The 15,671-nt window shown below is 51.5% G+C and carries 21 protein-coding genes; 2 read left to right on the top strand and 19 right to left on the bottom strand.

Features of this window, described 5'->3' with window-relative positions:
- From rplW to fkpA, 15 genes are all read right to left on the bottom strand, one after another.
- Positions 1 to 303 carry a 50S ribosomal protein L23 gene (gene rplW / locus PTW35_RS01270; protein ID WP_039465430.1) on the bottom strand — a complete coding sequence of 101 codons (303 nt, stop codon included), beginning with the start codon at positions 301 to 303 and terminating at the stop codon, positions 1 to 3.
- Complete coding sequence (rplD, locus tag PTW35_RS01265) at positions 300 to 902, bottom strand: 50S ribosomal protein L4 (protein WP_281026242.1); 603 nt, start codon at positions 900 to 902, stop codon at positions 300 to 302. Before rplD ends, rplW begins: the two co-directional genes overlap by 4 nt.
- 16 nt (positions 903 to 918) lie before the next feature.
- A complete protein-coding gene (gene rplC, locus PTW35_RS01260; RefSeq protein ID WP_039465436.1) occupies positions 919 to 1,548 on the bottom strand; it encodes a 50S ribosomal protein L3 in 630 nt (209 codons plus the stop codon).
- Between the two features lie 14 nt (positions 1,549 to 1,562).
- A complete protein-coding gene (gene rpsJ / locus PTW35_RS01255; RefSeq protein ID WP_002541412.1) occupies positions 1,563 to 1,874 on the bottom strand; it encodes a 30S ribosomal protein S10 in 312 nt (103 codons plus the stop codon).
- A 548-nt stretch (positions 1,875 to 2,422) separates the two neighbouring features.
- Positions 2,423 to 2,902, bottom strand: a complete 480-nt coding sequence (gene bfr / locus PTW35_RS01250) for a bacterioferritin (protein WP_281026241.1) — start codon at positions 2,900 to 2,902, stop codon at positions 2,423 to 2,425.
- 82 nt (positions 2,903 to 2,984) lie between these two features.
- Complete coding sequence (bfd, locus tag PTW35_RS01245) at positions 2,985 to 3,173, bottom strand: bacterioferritin-associated ferredoxin (RefSeq protein ID WP_039465447.1); 189 nt, start codon at positions 3,171 to 3,173, stop codon at positions 2,985 to 2,987.
- A 222-nt stretch (positions 3,174 to 3,395) separates the two neighbouring features.
- Complete coding sequence (gene tuf, locus PTW35_RS01240; RefSeq protein WP_281026240.1) at positions 3,396 to 4,580, bottom strand: elongation factor Tu; 1,185 nt, start codon at positions 4,578 to 4,580, stop codon at positions 3,396 to 3,398.
- Between the two features lie 109 nt (positions 4,581 to 4,689).
- A complete protein-coding gene (fusA, locus tag PTW35_RS01235; RefSeq protein ID WP_281026239.1) occupies positions 4,690 to 6,786 on the bottom strand; it encodes an elongation factor G in 2,097 nt (698 codons plus the stop codon).
- A gap of 90 nt (positions 6,787 to 6,876) precedes the next feature.
- Positions 6,877 to 7,347, bottom strand: a complete 471-nt coding sequence (gene rpsG, locus PTW35_RS01230) for a 30S ribosomal protein S7 (protein ID WP_039468866.1) — start codon at positions 7,345 to 7,347, stop codon at positions 6,877 to 6,879.
- A gap of 95 nt (positions 7,348 to 7,442) precedes the next feature.
- On the bottom strand, positions 7,443 to 7,817 hold the full coding sequence (gene rpsL, locus PTW35_RS01225; protein ID WP_004399892.1) for a 30S ribosomal protein S12: 375 nt from the start codon (positions 7,815 to 7,817) through the stop codon (positions 7,443 to 7,445).
- 179 nt (positions 7,818 to 7,996) lie between these two features.
- Positions 7,997 to 8,290: a sulfurtransferase complex subunit TusB gene (tusB, locus tag PTW35_RS01220; protein ID WP_281026224.1), complete on the bottom strand. Its 294-nt coding sequence runs from the start codon at positions 8,288 to 8,290 to the stop codon at positions 7,997 to 7,999.
- 23 nt (positions 8,291 to 8,313) lie between these two features.
- Positions 8,314 to 8,670 (bottom strand): sulfurtransferase complex subunit TusC, encoded by a 357-nt coding sequence (gene tusC, locus PTW35_RS01215; protein ID WP_281026223.1) that lies wholly within the window; start codon positions 8,668 to 8,670, stop codon positions 8,314 to 8,316.
- A gap of 11 nt (positions 8,671 to 8,681) precedes the next feature.
- Positions 8,682 to 9,074 carry a sulfurtransferase complex subunit TusD gene (gene tusD / locus PTW35_RS01210; RefSeq protein ID WP_281026222.1) on the bottom strand — a complete coding sequence of 131 codons (393 nt, stop codon included), beginning with the start codon at positions 9,072 to 9,074 and terminating at the stop codon, positions 8,682 to 8,684.
- Complete coding sequence (locus PTW35_RS01205) at positions 9,071 to 9,793, bottom strand: transcriptional regulator (protein ID WP_039468940.1); 723 nt, start codon at positions 9,791 to 9,793, stop codon at positions 9,071 to 9,073. The genes tusD and PTW35_RS01205 overlap by 4 nt, the downstream gene beginning before the upstream one ends.
- A gap of 254 nt (positions 9,794 to 10,047) precedes the next feature.
- Positions 10,048 to 10,854: an FKBP-type peptidyl-prolyl cis-trans isomerase gene (gene fkpA, locus PTW35_RS01200; protein WP_281026221.1), complete on the bottom strand. Its 807-nt coding sequence runs from the start codon at positions 10,852 to 10,854 to the stop codon at positions 10,048 to 10,050.
- Between the two features lie 176 nt (positions 10,855 to 11,030).
- Here fkpA and PTW35_RS01195 point away from each other — a divergent pair, with 176 nt between their 5' ends.
- Together PTW35_RS01195 and PTW35_RS01190 are read left to right on the top strand one after the other, a co-directional pair.
- Entirely contained in the window at positions 11,031 to 12,008 is a 978-nt protein-coding gene (locus PTW35_RS01195) for a hypothetical protein (protein WP_281026220.1), read from the top strand.
- Positions 12,009 to 12,012: 4 nt separating this feature from the next.
- On the top strand, positions 12,013 to 12,234 hold the full coding sequence (locus tag PTW35_RS01190; RefSeq protein WP_281026219.1) for a SlyX family protein: 222 nt from the start codon (positions 12,013 to 12,015) through the stop codon (positions 12,232 to 12,234).
- 62 nt (positions 12,235 to 12,296) lie between these two features.
- Here the strand turns inward: PTW35_RS01190 and slyD are convergent, their stop codons facing one another.
- The 4 genes from slyD to kefG all read right to left on the bottom strand — a co-directional run bounded on the left by slyD (position 12,297) and on the right by kefG (position 15,592).
- Positions 12,297 to 12,866 (bottom strand): peptidylprolyl isomerase, encoded by a 570-nt coding sequence (gene slyD / locus PTW35_RS01185; protein ID WP_281026218.1) that lies wholly within the window; start codon positions 12,864 to 12,866, stop codon positions 12,297 to 12,299.
- Between the two features lie 102 nt (positions 12,867 to 12,968).
- Positions 12,969 to 13,181, bottom strand: coding sequence for a YheV family putative zinc ribbon protein (locus PTW35_RS01180; protein WP_281026217.1), 213 nt, complete (start codon positions 13,179 to 13,181; stop codon positions 12,969 to 12,971).
- 40 nt (positions 13,182 to 13,221) lie between these two features.
- Positions 13,222 to 15,033: a glutathione-regulated potassium-efflux system protein KefB gene (kefB, locus tag PTW35_RS01175; protein ID WP_281026216.1), complete on the bottom strand. Its 1,812-nt coding sequence runs from the start codon at positions 15,031 to 15,033 to the stop codon at positions 13,222 to 13,224.
- On the bottom strand, positions 15,023 to 15,592 hold the full coding sequence (gene kefG / locus PTW35_RS01170; RefSeq protein WP_281026215.1) for a glutathione-regulated potassium-efflux system ancillary protein KefG: 570 nt from the start codon (positions 15,590 to 15,592) through the stop codon (positions 15,023 to 15,025). The genes kefB and kefG overlap by 11 nt, the downstream gene beginning before the upstream one ends.
- Positions 15,593 to 15,671 lie beyond the last annotated feature (79 nt).

Raw genomic sequence — 15,671 nt, 5'->3', positions numbered from 1 at the left:
TTACTCTGCACTACCAGCGAAGTCGATGTCTTGACCTTCTTTCAGGATAACGTAGGCTTTCTTAACGTCTGAACGACGGCCTTGACGCATACCTTGACGCTTGGTCTTACCCTTAGTGATAAGAGTATTTACAGACTTAACTTCAACCTCGAACAGTTTCTCAACTGCTGCTTTGATCTCTTTCTTAGTCGCATCTTTAGCTACTTTGAATACGATAGTGTTACCGTTTTCAGCAGCCATAGTTGCTTTTTCAGAGATGTGCGGAGCACGTAGAACTTTTAGAATACGCTCTTCAGTGATCATGCTAGCATCTCCTCAACTGCTTTAACTGCTTCAGCAGTCATCACAACTTTATCGAAAGCGATCAAGCTAACTGGGTCGATTGCCTTAGCATCACGTACGTCTACTTTGTATAGGTTACGTGCAGCTAGGAATAGATTCTCATCTAGTTCGCCAGTTACGATCAGCGCATCAGTCAGCTCAAGCTCTTTAAGCTTAGCTACTAGCGCTTTAGTTTTTGGTGCTTCTACAGAGAAGTTATCAACAACGATTAGACGCTCTTGACGAACTAGCTCAGAAAGAATGCTCTTCATAGCACCACGGTACATTTTCTTGTTAACTTTCTGGCTGTGGTCCTGTGGACGAGCAGCGAAAGTTACACCACCGGTACGCCATAGTGGGCTACGGATTGTACCTGCACGAGCGCGGCCTGTACCTTTCTGGCGCCATGGTTTAGCACCACCACCAGAAACGTCAGAACGAGTCTTCTGAGCACGTGTACCCTGACGAGCACCTGCTGCGTAAGCAACAACTACCTGGTGTACAAGCGCTTCATTGAAGTCACGCCCAAAAGTAGTTTCGGAGACAGTTAGCGCATCAGCGCCTTTGACTACCAATTCCATTACTAACTCCTCGACGTTACGCTTTAACAGCTGGTTTAACGATCACGTTGCCACCTGTAGCACCTGGTACTGCACCTTTGATAAGAAGCAGATTGCGCTCAGCGTCAACACGTACGATCTCTAGGTTCTGAGTCGTTACACGCTCAGCACCCATGTGACCAGCCATTTTCTTGCCTTTAAATACGCGACCTGGAGTCTGACACTGACCGATAGAACCAGGAGCACGGTGAGACAAGGAGTTACCGTGAGTCATATCTTGAGTACGGAAGTTCCAGCGCTTAACAGCACCCTGGAAGCCTTTACCCTTAGATGTACCAGTAACGTCTACTTTTTTAATTTCGTTGAACAGCTCAACAGTTAGCTCAGCGCCAACAGCGAACTCTTCGTTGTTCTCTAGACGGAATTCCCAAAGACCGCGACCCGCTTCAACACCTGCTTTCGCAAAGTGGCCAGCTTCTGGCTTAGAAACACGGTTAGCTTTCTTTGAACCAGTAGTTACCTGGATTGCGTTGTAGCCGTCAGTTTCTACAGATTTAACCTGAGAAACGCGGTTAGCTTCAACTTCAACCACAGTTACTGGGATAGAAACGCCATCTTCGGTAAATACGCGGGTCATGCCCACTTTACGACCGATTAGACCAATCATTCTCTTATCTCCCCTTAACCTAGGCTGATCTGAACATCAACGCCAGCAGCTAGGTCTAGACGCATAAGAGCGTCAACAGTTTTGTCTGTTGGCTCAACGATGTCGATAAGGCGCTTGTGAGTACGGATTTCGTACTGGTCACGTGCGTCCTTATTAACGTGAGGAGAAATAAGAACAGTGAAACGCTCTTTGCGAGTAGGTAGTGGGATTGGACCCTTAACCTGCGCGCCAGTACGCTTAGCTGTTTCAACGATTTCCGCAGTCGACTGATCGATCAAACGGTGATCGAACGCCTTAAGGCGGATACGAATACGTTGGTTCTGCATGAGACAGAGCTCCAATAATAAAAATTACACAAACAATATCGCCACTCAGACTCGTAAAGACGAGAGAATGCCGATTGATTTATGTGAACGTAGTGTCCCTATCGGACACATTGTCAGTCAATTTAATGACTGCGAACATAAGTCAGAGTATACATTTAGCAAACTGGCTAGCAGTTTCTTCCTCAACGCTTATTGGTTCACAACTGCAGTTACAAGGCTATATCCTCAGGCAGTGGAGGGCATTATACAGATCACAGTTTCGAACGCAAGCCCTGCCGGAAAATTAATCAAGAAGGAAGTAAGTTCCTGGTTCTTGCAGTTTGGGGGCTGGCTTCTGGGTTGGGTTCTGCAAAAGACTCAAATACCATAGCGCTGCTTCAAACTCTTTAGCTCTTAATCTTTTCCTAGGAACCAGAACCCGCTTTTCCTAGGGCCTTGTGCAGTATTATTCCTAGAACCCAAAAACCCACACTGATGTGGGTTTACATGCTTTACCATAGAGGTAGATCTCGCTCTACTCAGGAGCCAGGAGTCTCTGCCCCCCGACCCTAATCATCTTCATCGACAATCTGGGCCTGGTTATAGTTGGCGATCCCCATCTTCTCGATCAGCCCAAGCTGGGTTTCGAGCCAGTCGACATGCTCCTCTTCGTCTTCGAGGATGTCCTGGAATAGATCCCGCGACACGTAGTCCCTTACTTCTTCAGCATAAGCAATCGCATCTCTCAGGTCCGGAATCGCGGCCATCTCCAACGCCAGGTCACACTCAAGCATTTCCTGGGTATCTTCACCGATATTGAGCTTGCCAAGATCCTGCAGGTTCGGCAGCCCTTCCAAAAACAGGATGCGCTCAATCAGATGATCCGCATGGTTCATCTCGTCGATGGACTCGTGATATTCCTTGTCGGCAAGATGCTTAAGGCCCCAGTCTTTGTACATTCTGGCATGGAGGAAATACTGGTTAATGGCAACCAACTCGTTGCCGAGGACTTTGTTGAGGTGCTGGATGATTTTCGGATCGGCTTTCATTACAAAACACTCCTCTGTCAGTTCCCATAAGCATAGAACCGATCGGAAGCGTGTCAAAAGAGACAGCGTGGAAAGCGGTGTTTTAGCTGGCTTTCTTGTACCGAGTGACCGTCGCCTGCTCGATGACTTCTTTGGCCTGGCGAATGCATTTGCCGCACTGCGAACCCAACGGGGTGAACTGGCGAATACCGCGGACATCACTGATGCCATGCTGGTCAGCAAGTTTCATGATCTTCTTGTCGGAAATACCGTGGCAGAGGCAAACGTACATATTCATTCCATCCTAATGTTGACGGAAAGAATATAAACGAGAATTGTTTGCATTACTAGTTGTGACCCACGACTTCAATAGATCGTTTGGCAATAGAAAATTAGGGTTTATGCGATTTACAAATATAAAGACAAACATGACTAAAAATGCAGACCAATAAGCCAGATAGCAAAAAGGGAAGCCGAAGCTTCCCTTTTCTTAGTGTCGTTAGACTATTGCAAATTAAGCAACGATCTTAGCAACAACACCAGCACCTACTGTGCGGCCACCTTCACGGATAGCGAAGCGTAGACCTTCGTCCATCGCGATAGGAGCGATTAGAGTAACAACCATCTTGATGTTGTCACCAGGCATAACCATTTCTACGCCTTCTGGTAGCTCGATAGTACCAGTTACGTCAGTTGTACGGAAGTAGAACTGTGGACGGTAGCCTTTGAAGAATGGCGTGTGACGGCCACCTTCGTCTTTAGACAGAACGTATACTTCTGACTCGAAAGTAGTGTGCGGAGTGATAGAACCTGGCTTAGCAAGAACCTGACCACGCTCAACTTCGTCACGCTTAGTACCACGTAGAAGAACACCAACGTTCTCACCAGCACGGCCTTCGTCAAGAAGCTTACGGAACATCTCAACACCAGTACAAGTAGTTGTGATAGTGTCTTTGATACCGATGATTGCTACTTCGTCACCTACAGTGATGATACCCTGCTCAACACGACCAGTTACAACAGTACCACGGCCCTGGATTGAGAATACATCTTCGATTGGTAGGATGAACGGCTTGTCGATTGCACGCTCTGGCTCTGGGATGTAGTTGTCTAGTGCTTCAGCTAGCTCAACAATCTTGTCTTCCCACTCTTTCTCGCCGTTTAGTGCGCCAAGAGCAGAACCCATGATTACTGGGCAGTCGTCACCTGGGAAGTCGTACTCAGATAGAAGTTCACGTACTTCCATCTCAACTAGCTCTAGAAGCTCTTCGTCATCAACCATGTCACACTTGTTCATGAACACGATGATGTAAGGGATACCAACCTGACGGCCTAGTAGGATGTGCTCACGAGTCTGAGGCATTGGGCCGTCAGTCGCAGCAACAACTAGGATACCACCGTCCATCTGCGCAGCACCAGTGATCATGTTTTTAACGTAATCGGCGTGTCCTGGGCAGTCTACGTGTGCGTAGTGACGAGATGGAGTATCGTACTCTACGTGAGAAGTAGAGATTGTGATACCACGCTCGCGCTCTTCTGGAGCGTTATCGATAGATGCGAAGTCTTTAGCCTCACCACCGTATACTTTAGCTAGAGTAGTACAGATAGCAGCAGTTAGAGTAGTTTTACCGTGGTCAACGTGGCCGATAGTACCAACGTTAACGTGCGGTTTCGTACGTTCAAATTTTTCTTTAGACACGATCGTGTTCCTTCCTAGTTATGATACGCCCCACCGAAATTTTTATGGGACGCGTCAGAAGTTGCTATTTTATGCGCCAACAGCCATCGGCGCAATATAGATCTTGCGATTAACCGCGCTCGGCGATAATAGCGTCGGAGACATTCTTAGGAACATCAGCGTATTCGCTAAATTCCATCGAGTATGACGCACGACCCTGGGTCGCAGAACGCAAGTCGGTTGCGTAACCGAACATTTCCGAAAGCGGTACTTTGGCACGGACAATCTTCAGGCCAGCTGGGCCTTCGTCCATCCCTTCGATCATGCCGCGGCGACGGTTAAGGTCACCAACAACATCACCCATCCAGTCTTCCGGAGTAGTTACTTCAACCTTCATCAATGGCTCAAGAATAACAGGATCCGCTTCTAGCGCACCTTTCTTGAATGCCATAGAACCGGCAATCTTAAATGCCATTTCGTTGGAGTCAACGTCATGGTAAGAACCGTCGAACAGGGTCGCCTTGACATCCAGTACAGGATAGCCAGCCAGCACACCATTGTTCATCTGCTCTTCGATACCTTTAGCAACAGCACCAATGTACTCTTTCGGTACCACACCACCAACGATTTCATCCACGAACACGAAACCTTCATCAGGCTCCGATGGTTCGATTTTCAGCCATACGTGACCATACTGACCGCGACCACCTGACTGGCGGACAAACTTACCTTCCACTTCCGTTTTGCCACGGATAGTTTCACGGTATGCCACCTGCGGTTTACCAACGTTACATTCAACGCTGAATTCGCGCTTCATACGGTCAACGATGATATCCAGGTGAAGCTCACCCATGCCTGAAATCAAAGTCTGACCAGATTCCTGGTCGGTTTCGACGCGGAATGATGGATCTTCTGCAGCCAGTTTACCTAGCGCAATACCCATTTTCTCTTGGTCAGCCTGAGAGCGAGGCTCAACAGCGATTTGAATGACTGGCTCTGGGAACTCCATGCGCTCTAGGATCACTTTGTGGTCCTGGTCACATAGGGTGTCACCGGTGGTGACGTTCTTCAGGCCAATCGCTGCCGCGATATCACCCGCGCGGACTTCCTTGACTTCTTCACGTTTGTTCGCGTGCATCTGAACGATACGACCGAAACGCTCGCGTTTTTCTTTTACTGAGTTGTAGACAGTGTCGCCTGAATTTACAACTCCAGAGTAGACGCGCATGAAGGTCAAGCTACCAACGAATGGGTCGGTCGCGATTTTGAACGCTAGCGCTGAGAATGGTTCGTCATCGCTTGAGTGGCGTTCAACTTCGTTACCGTCTTCGTCTTCACCGCGGATAGCTTTCACTTCCGTTGGCGAAGGCAGGTATTCAATTACTGCATCAAGTACAGCCTGAACACCTTTGTTCTTGAATGCTGAACCACAGGTTGCCAGCACGATCTCGTTCGCTAGCGTACGCTGGCGAAGACCGGCCTTGATTTCCGCTTCAGACAGCTCACCTTCTTCAAGGTACTTGTCCATCAGCTCCTCAGACGCTTCCGCGGCTGATTCAACCAGGTTCTGACGCCATTCCTCAGCAAGCTCAACCATGTCAGCCGGAATGTCCTCATAGGTAAATGACATACCCTGATCGTCTTCATTCCAGTTGATGGCCTTCATCTTGATAAGGTCAACAACGCCTTTGAATTCGTCTTCAGCACCGATATTCAGCTGAATAGGCACTGGGTTCGCACCAAGACGGTTCTTGATCTGGTCGACGACGCGAAGGAAGTCGGCACCAGCACGGTCCATCTTGTTTACGAAAACCATACGCGGTACTTCGTACTTGTCAGCCTGGCGCCAAACGGTTTCAGACTGAGGCTCAACACCTGAAGAACCACAGAAAACAACAACCGCACCATCAAGTACACGCAATGAACGCTCTACCTCGATGGTAAAGTCAACGTGTCCAGGGGTATCGATGATGTTTACGCGGTGCTCAGGGAACTGAGCTTCCATACCACGCCAGAAGGTTGTAGTGGCAGCAGATGTGATTGTGATACCACGCTCCTGCTCCTGCTCCATCCAGTCCATGGTAGCTGCGCCGTCGTGAACCTCACCAATTTTGTGAGATAAGCCTGTATAGAACAGGATACGCTCGGTAGTTGTTGTTTTACCGGCGTCAACGTGAGCACAAATACCGATGTTACGGTAGCGCTCGATAGGCGTTTTACGAGCCACGGCAGTATCCTCTTACTAAGGGAGTCCTTAGAGTATGGTTTAGGCGCGACAAGCCAAGCTTGCCGCGCCCTATTTGTATTACCGAGGTGATTACCAGCGGTAATGTGCGAACGCTTTGTTCGCGTCTGCCATACGGTGAACGTCTTCACGTTTCTTAACAGCAGAACCTTTGTTGTCAGCCGCATCTAGCATTTCTGCTGCAAGACGCTGAGCCATAGATTTTTCACCACGCTTACGCGCAGCTTCAACCAACCAACGCATAGCTAGTGCGTTACGACGTACTGGACGTACTTCTACAGGCACCTGGTAAGTTGAACCACCCACACGGCGAGACTTAACTTCTACCGCTGGACGTACATTTTCAAGAGCTTTTTCAAAGATAGCTAGGTGTTCTTCACCAGAACGCTCAGCCATTGTGTCTAGTGCAGAGTAAACAATTTTCTCAGCAGTAGATTTCTTACCGTCAACCATTAGGATGTTAACGAATTTTGCCAGCAATTCAGATTTGAACTTTGGATCTGGAAGGATCTTACGCTGACCGATTACGCGACGACGTGGCATGGATATTCTCCGTTGTCTTCTTCAGGTTATCCAAAACTTTTCAGTTTCTTCAAAATTAAATAATTTTAGTGTTTGGCCTTACTTAACGGAATCCATTAAGACTTAGGACGCTTCACACCGTACTTAGAACGACCTTGTTTACGGTCATTTACGCCTGCACAGTCAAGTGCACCACGAACGGTGTGGTAACGCACACCCGGAAGGTCTTTAACACGACCACCACGGATTAGAACAACTGAGTGCTCCTGAAGGTTGTGACCTTCACCGCCGATGTACGATGTTACTTCGAAGCCGTTTGTCAGACGTACACGACAAACTTTACGAAGTGCTGAGTTAGGTTTTTTAGGAGTAGTAGTGTATACACGAGTACATACACCACGCTTCTGTGGGCACGCTTCTAGTGCAGGCACGTTGCTTTTTACAACTTGCTTAGCACGTGGCTTACGTACCAACTGGTTAATAGTTGCCATTAAATAGCTCCTGAAAATATTACTTTCGTAAATGTGAAAAATCTGCCTCCCAACAACAGGAGGACGCGAAATTTTAGGCATCGCACCCAAGGGTGTCAAGATGTAACCAGCGATCAATCAAATGATTATTTCTTAATCAACCTGATATCCACGGGTTTTCCAAGGTTTGCGAATGCCAGTTAGACCCACTTCATTTGCGTTTCGCAATCGACCGTCAAGCCAACAAAGCCTTTATAATCAACAACATTGACATCCAGCTTGAGCTTATCTTGCAGCCCGCGTGCAGCCAGATCCTCAGCCAGTAAAAAAATTTTTACGCCAGCATCGCGCAACGAAAAAATTGGGCTATTTTCAACCGTAGCAGCGATAACTGCGTCTTGGATCAACAAAATCGAGTCATTTGGACTGATCATTGCGGCGGCTTCGACATAAGCCTGCGTTTGAAAAGGGGAGCGGGTAAAGATATGGAGCATACTTGCCTCGAAAACGGATGGGGCTAGAACGTCAGCACGCGCTGGCAGGCATGCAGGTGATCGGAAAACTCGGCTGACTCGCATTCGATGACATCGATCAGCAAGTCATCCGCGCTTAAACCACGCGCCTGCAGTGACTGGCGGCAGACGTAGACCTGCTCGATATCATACAGCTCAAGCATCTTGAAGGTCGCGATATAGTCGCGCGACAAAATGTCTGCCGGCTGCTGCCCTTGCAGCAGCTGGTACACGCCATCGCCATGGAAAAACAACGAGATATCCTCGCTGTACGCCGAGGTGGCCAGTACGGCGTCCAACCCCTCTCGGCCAGAGGCATTGCCATGCGGGGCATGGCGGAACACAAAACCTAAGGTAGTCATGGCTATCCCCGTTAGAACTGAATGACACGGTCGGCGGTCAGCATAGCTTCGGCCAAGCCGCCCAACCCCGCCTGCTCAAATCCGGCGGCCAGGTTACTGCCTGCCAACTGGTTCTGCTCGGCTTCCTGGGGACTGACAATACCCCGGCGCAAAGCCGCCGCCACACAGGTTTGCAGCTCGGTGCCGTGCGCCTGGGCCAGCTGCTGCCAGGCCGCTACCAGGTCAAACTCATCCGACGCCGGTGCCGTCAGGGCAGAGCCGTTATAGACCCCGTCCTGATAGAAAAACACCCGCGACAGGCGATGGCCTTCTGCCACCAGTGTGCTGGCGAACTGGTAGGCCGAACGTGCCGACTGGGTCCCGTAAGCCGGGCCTTCCACCACCAGCACATAGTTCAGGCTCATTTTTCGCCATCCTCGGTTTTGCGCTGGCGGATGTAGAGGTAGACCGTGTGCTTGGAGATATTGAGGCGGTCTGCCACCCGGTTGATCGCATCCTTGATATCGAAAATACCCTTGTCGAACAGCTCCATCACGATCTGGCGATTCTTGGCATTGTTCGACACGTTCTTGTCGGCATTGATTTCTTCGATGGTGCGCTCGACCGTCTGATCCACCAGCTCGTCGACATCACTGGCGAAGTTGACGCTCGAGGCCGCTTGCTTGGCTTCATCGGTCGGCATAAAGGACTGCAGGATCTGCGAGAACGGCGCATCCAAATTGATGTTGATACACAACAGGCCAATGATGTCATTGTCGCCATTGCGGATAGCGATGGTGATCGATTTCATCAAATCGCCGCCCTTGGCACGGGTAAAGTAGGCACGAGAAAAGTTACGCTCAGAGCCTTCGATATCACGCAGCATGCGCAGGGCAAGATCGGTGATCGGCGAGCCGACTTTACGACCGGTATTCTCACCATTGGCAATCTTAATCGCCGAGGTGTTGAGATCGGCCAGCGAGTGCAGCACGATTTCACAGAACGGACCAATCAAGGCCGCCAAACCGTCAACCACCGCCTCGTACGAACGTAGGATAATGTAATCGTGCTCGCTAAAAGCACGCGGCTCAATCAAGTCGCTCTCGACCATCACCTCTGAGCCAAAGTTTTCAGTAGATACCACGCGTCTATCTTCCTTGCTGTTGCCCATTCTATTTAACTTCTGCGCCACAGAAATGGGAAAAATTAATAGAATAGGCTATGCCTCGCCGAGAAAAACTTTCACGGCGATTGATAAATTTTAAAATCTTGCTTGCAAGTTTATCAGATTTCAGACACTAGCCTGAACATTTTCGCGTCATATACAACTAGAATGATAAAAAAACCCAGCAAATGCTGGGTTTTTCAAATCATAATTATCGGCAAACGGGTTGTCGATTACTGCGTTTCTTCTTCAGAAGCCGGCTTGTCAGCCTTCACGATATCCAGTAGTTCAACTTCGAATACTAGCGTCGAGTTAGCAGGAATGCTTGGGTTGGCCTGCGAGCCGTAAGCCAGCTCAGGTGGGATAACGAATGTGAACTTAGAACCAACAGGCATTAGCTGAACACCTTCAGTCCAACCAGAAATGACCTGGTTTAGCGGGAAAGTGGCCGGTTGGTTGCGAGCGTAAGAGCTGTCGAACTCAGTGCCATCAGTCAGCATACCTTTGTAGTGAACCTTAACCGTGTCAGTAGCCGCAGGCTTGTCACCTTCACCTTCAGTATCAACCTGGTATAGCAGACCCGACTCGGTCTTCACCACACCGTCTTTTTTCTCGAACTCGGCACGGTACTCTTCACCAGCCTTCATGTTCTTCTCTGCTTCTTCCTGTGCTTTCTGCATGGCCATTTCCGACACGCGCTGATCAAGTGATTGCAGCGCCTGCTGGGTTTCTTCCGGCGTTAGGCGGCTATTGCCCGCAAACACATCGGTAACACCGGCCAGTACTTGCTCACGGCTCAGATCCAAGCCCAGCTCTTTCTGCTGGTCCAGGTTAGCTGCTAGGTACTGGGCCAACGACGCCCCGATAGCGTAAGCAGCTTTGTCATCCTCAGAAGCAAAAGTCGCAGGTGCGGCTTCAGCTGCCACCTGCTCTACTTTTGCAGGCTCTGCCGATTTTGTCTCCGCTGCTTTTTCATCTTGGCAGCCGACAGCTAGCAGGATCGTTGCAGCCAAAACAGACATCTTTAGAACAGGTTTCATGTGTTTCTCCATTTTAAACTGAGGCAATGCCTCAAAAATCAGTCATCAGTCTTTTCATCAAGCGGTATGAAAAGCACTGTAGATCAATATACTAATACGCACCTTATGAATTCACTGCCGACAGTGCATTCATAAGGCAATGACACTATGTGTTAACCAAGTGGAACAAGACCTTAATGCAAACAAAAAGATACGTGCCATGTTTCATTTTGGCACTTTTCATCCTCACTGGCTGTTTTTTTTCCGGCAAAGAGTTAAATCGCTGGCAACTCGCTCCGGAAGGCACCACCAGTTTCAGCCTCAGCCGGGACGGACGGTTTGCCCTTTACCACTCAGACCAACAAGGTATCGTGCTGTGGGACTTACAGCAAAACAAAAAGTTAGCTGATTTTGGTTCTCAAGATCCATATCACAATACGGTACTCAGCAGCCAGATTTCCGACAACGGCCGCTATGCAATTACCGCCACCGCACAGAACTTTGCCGTGTGGGATCTCGCCTGGGGACAGTCCGAAGGGTTATGGTCCATTTCCGACGGTCTGATCCGCGACGTGGCAATTGCCAACAATGGCCAGCATGTACTGCTGGCGCTGTCCAACAGTAAAGCACTGTACGTCGACTTGGGCAGCGGAAGACGGCTAGAGTTCCTTGCCCACCGAGAAAAAGTCAATTCCGTTGCCATTTCTGCCAATGGCCGTTACGCCCTGTCGGGCGGCAATGATCACTCCGCCTATCTCTGGGATACCCAAAGCGGCCAGATCCTGCAACGCTTCGAGCACCAGAGCCGGATCAGCCGGGTCGCCCTGCAGCGCGACGGCAAACTGGCGATGACCGCCGACGGCAGTAACAATATTCTTATCTGGGATTTGCCAAGCGGCAGACAGGTTTCCTCGCTGGCGGTGCGCCTGCGCCAACAGATTATCTCCAGCGCCCGTTTTTCCGATGACGGCCAACAGCTTGCGACCGGCACCCCGGCCCGGCGGATTGAGTTATGGGATACCCAGAGCGGAGATAACCTCGGCCGCTGGGAGGCCGCAGCCAAACAAGATACTCGACCACCCGCTGCGGTGGTGTATGATGTGGCCATTACTCCCGAAGGTCATGTGATCTCGGGCACTTCGGCAGGTATCGCCCAGCAATGGACGACGGAATAACGCAATGAAAGAAATCGAACAGCTACAGGCCCGTATCGACGAGCTTGAAATGAAGCAGGCTTTCCAGGAGCAAACTATCGAGGAGCTAAACCAGGCCCTCACCGAGCAGCAGTTCCTGATTGAGAAAATGCAGACCCAGATGAAGTTCATGGTCGGCAAGGTCAAGGGAATGGAGCCGTCGAACCTGGCCAGCGAGTCGGAAGAGACCCCGCCACCGCATTATTGATTTGAAAATAAAAACGGGAAGCAAATGCTTCCCGTTTTTGATCACTCAACCATTAGAAATGATTAGTGCGAGCAGCCGCAGCCGCCTTTTTCTTCGCCGCCGCAGCAGCCTTCTTCTTTCTCACCGTGGTCGTGGTCGCCGCAGCTACCGCCGCCACAGCAGCCGCCACCCTGGTGGATGTGGCCGTGAGCGATTTCTTCTTCAGTCGCAGCACGAACAGCAACAACTTCTACGCCGAAAGTCAGAGTCTGACCGGCTAGCATGTGGTTGCCGTCAACCACCACGTGGTCACCGTCAACTTCAGTCACTTCCACAGGGATTGGGCCCTGATCAGTGTCTGCTAGAAAACGCATACCAACGGTGATTTCGTCTACGCCCTGGAATACGTCAGCCGGTACGCGCTGAACCATAGCGTCGATGTGCTCGCCGTACGCTTCTTCTGGAGCAACTGTCACTTCAAACTTGTCGCCAGCTTCGCGGCCTTCAAGCGCCTTCTCCAAACCTACGATCAGGTTGTTGTGGCCGTGTAGGTAATCAAGAGGTGCTTCTGTTGTCGACTGATCAACAACCACGCCGTCTTCGGTCTTCACTTGGTAAGCCAGGCTTACTACGATGTCTTTAGCGACTTTCATGTTTACTCCAATTTTGAACTGGGTATCAAAGGATTTCGCCCGCATGATACCGGATAATGGCAGCAAGATGCCAATATTCTGTTTAAAGGCTGTGCAGCCGGATCAGTCCTCGGGCTTGAATATCCCGATAACCTGTTGTTTAGTTTGCGAAGAGAGCTGCTCACTCTGCTCGACCGACTGAGGTGCTCTCACATCGCTATGGCCGCAGGCCACACACTCGACCCGCTCCACATCATTTTCCTGCCACCAGCGCAACGTATCCTGCTGACTACAGCTTGGACAGACTGCACCGGCGATAAACCGTTTCTTGGCCATGCTTTCGCTCCTTGCCACTGTGTTCGAGATGGGGGGCTGGTCAGTCCCAGCCATCATGCCGCTCGCGCTCCCCCCGCATTTCCCTATCAAAGATTTCTTCCAGCTCCTTGCGGGCTTCCCGGGCCCGGGTTGCCAAATGGACGTCTTCCGAGTGCTGCGGCAACAAGTCTCTCAAGGCGGTGGTATCCAAGCGGCGGAAATGGGCCTCGGCCCGCTTGGCCTGATAAGGGTGCATACCAAGGGATATGAGGGCCTGGCGTCCCAAATCAAGGGCACCGGCAAAAGTTTCGCGGGAAAAATTCTCCACCCCGTGACTGAGCAGCTCGTGTGCCTCGACCCGGCTCCTGGCCCTCGCCAGTATTTTAAGCTTAGGAAAATACTGCTGGCACAAATCGACCACTTCCATCACCTCGTCCGGCTCGTCGGTGCAGATAATGATGGCTTCGGCCTTGTCGGCCCCCGCCGCGCGCAGCAAGTCCAACTGGGTCGCATCACCGTAATACACCTTGTAGCCGAACTTGCGAAGAAATTGGATCTGGCTCGGGTCCCGCTCCAGCACCGTTACCCGGATTTTGTTGGCAAACAGCAAACGCCCGACCACCTGGCCGAAGCGGCCAAAACCGGTAATGATCACCCGCGGCTCACGGTCGATCACATCCGATTCCAATTCTGCCTCGGCTTCCGCTTTGAAGGTGCGGATAAACCACTTGTCCTGCAACAGCAAAATCAGCGGCGTTGTCATCATCGACAGGCTGACCACCACCAGCAGGAACGCCGATAGCTCGCGCCCCAACAGCCCCTCGCCCATTGCCGCGGTAAACAGGACAAAGGCAAACTCCCCGCCCTGGCTGAGGATCGCCGCCATCTGGCTGCGCGACTTGGCCCGGATCCCAAACAGGCGTGCCAAGCCGTACAGAATGAAACCTTTGATACTGATCAGCGCCACCACCGCGAGCAATATCTGCAACGGGTACTGCAGCAGCAAGCCCAGGTTGACGGCCATCCCGACCGAGATAAAGAACAGCCCCAGCAACAGCCCCTTGAACGGCTCGATAGCGATTTCCAGCTCGTGCCGGTACTCACTCTCGGCCAGCAGCACGCCAGCCAAAAAGGTCCCGAGCGCCATCGACAACCCCAGAGACTGCATCCCCAGCGCAATGCCTATCACCAGCAGCAAGGCCGCGACATTGAACAGCTCGCGCACGCCGCTCAGCACCACCCAGCGAAACAGTGGCCGCAACAGGAAATGGCCACCGACCAGCAAGGCAAGAATGCCGCCGATCATCCAGGCAAAATCAATCCAGCTGCCACCGCCGCCCCCGGCCAGGACCGGCAGGAAGGCCAGCATCGGGATCACCGCGATATCCTGAAACAGCAGCACCGCGAAACCGGACTGGCCGGTTTCGCTGCCCCCCAGGTTTTGCTCTTCTATCACCCGCAGGGCAATCGCCGTCGACGACAACGCCAGCCCCATCCCGACCACCAGGGCATCCCGCCAGGACACCGCGGGCAGCCATGATTGCCCGGCCAACAGCAGCACCAAGGCCGCTATCACCAAGCTTGTCACCACCACCTGGCTGCCGCCCAGCCCCAAAATCGGTTTGCGCATCTGCCACAGCTTCTTGGGGTTGAGCTCCAGGCCTATGAGGAACAGCAGCAGCACCACACCGAATTCGGAGAAATGGAGAATCGCATCGACATCAGAAATCAGCCTCAGCCCCCACGGACCAATGGCGATCCCCGCCAACAGATAGCCCAGCACCGAGCCCAACCCCAACCGCTGGGCGATCGGCACCGCCACCACCGCGGCGGCAAGGAAAACGACACTGACCGACAATACATCACTCGCCATCCTTCACCTCCTCCATCAAGGCCATTGGTGCTTCCAGCCATTGGCGGTAAAGCTCGGCGTGTTGCTGGCGCTCCTGGGCCGGTATTCGCCGCGCCCAGTGCAGCACCAGCGGGGGCAGCCAAGTCATCCGGCACAGCATGGCACTGAGCTCGAACGGGCGAAGGATTTCATCGACACTGCAGCGGTTGTAGCCATCCGGGGTATAGGCTTCCGCCGCCCCGCCGGTGGTGATCACCGAGCGCCAGTACTTGCCCTGGGTCTGTGTTCCCTCACCATGGGCAAACCCCTTGCTCAGGACCACATCGATCCACTCCTTGAGCAGCGACGGGCAGGAATACATATACAGCGGGTGCTGGAACACGATGACATCATGGTCCCTGACCAACTCGCGCTCGAGGGTGATATCGATGAAAAAATCGGGATAGGCCGCATAGAGATCATGGACCGTGACATGGGGCAAACTGCCAATTGCCGCCAGCATGGCGCGGTTAGCGACCGAAGCCTCCGGATCGGGATGGGCATAGAGTACGAGTATGCGTGGAAGTCCTTTTGCTGACATAGCATTCCTTGTTCAGCGGCAAAATAGGTTTATTTCACCATGAGTTACAACTTTTCATTAACCTATATCCACATAATAC

It is taken from the genome of Photobacterium sp. DA100, from assembly GCF_029223585.1.
Classification (GTDB): Bacteria; Pseudomonadota; Gammaproteobacteria; order Enterobacterales; family Vibrionaceae; genus Photobacterium.
The sequence above is the reverse complement of the archived record's forward strand: the minus strand, read 5'-3'. Positions and strand labels throughout refer to the sequence as shown.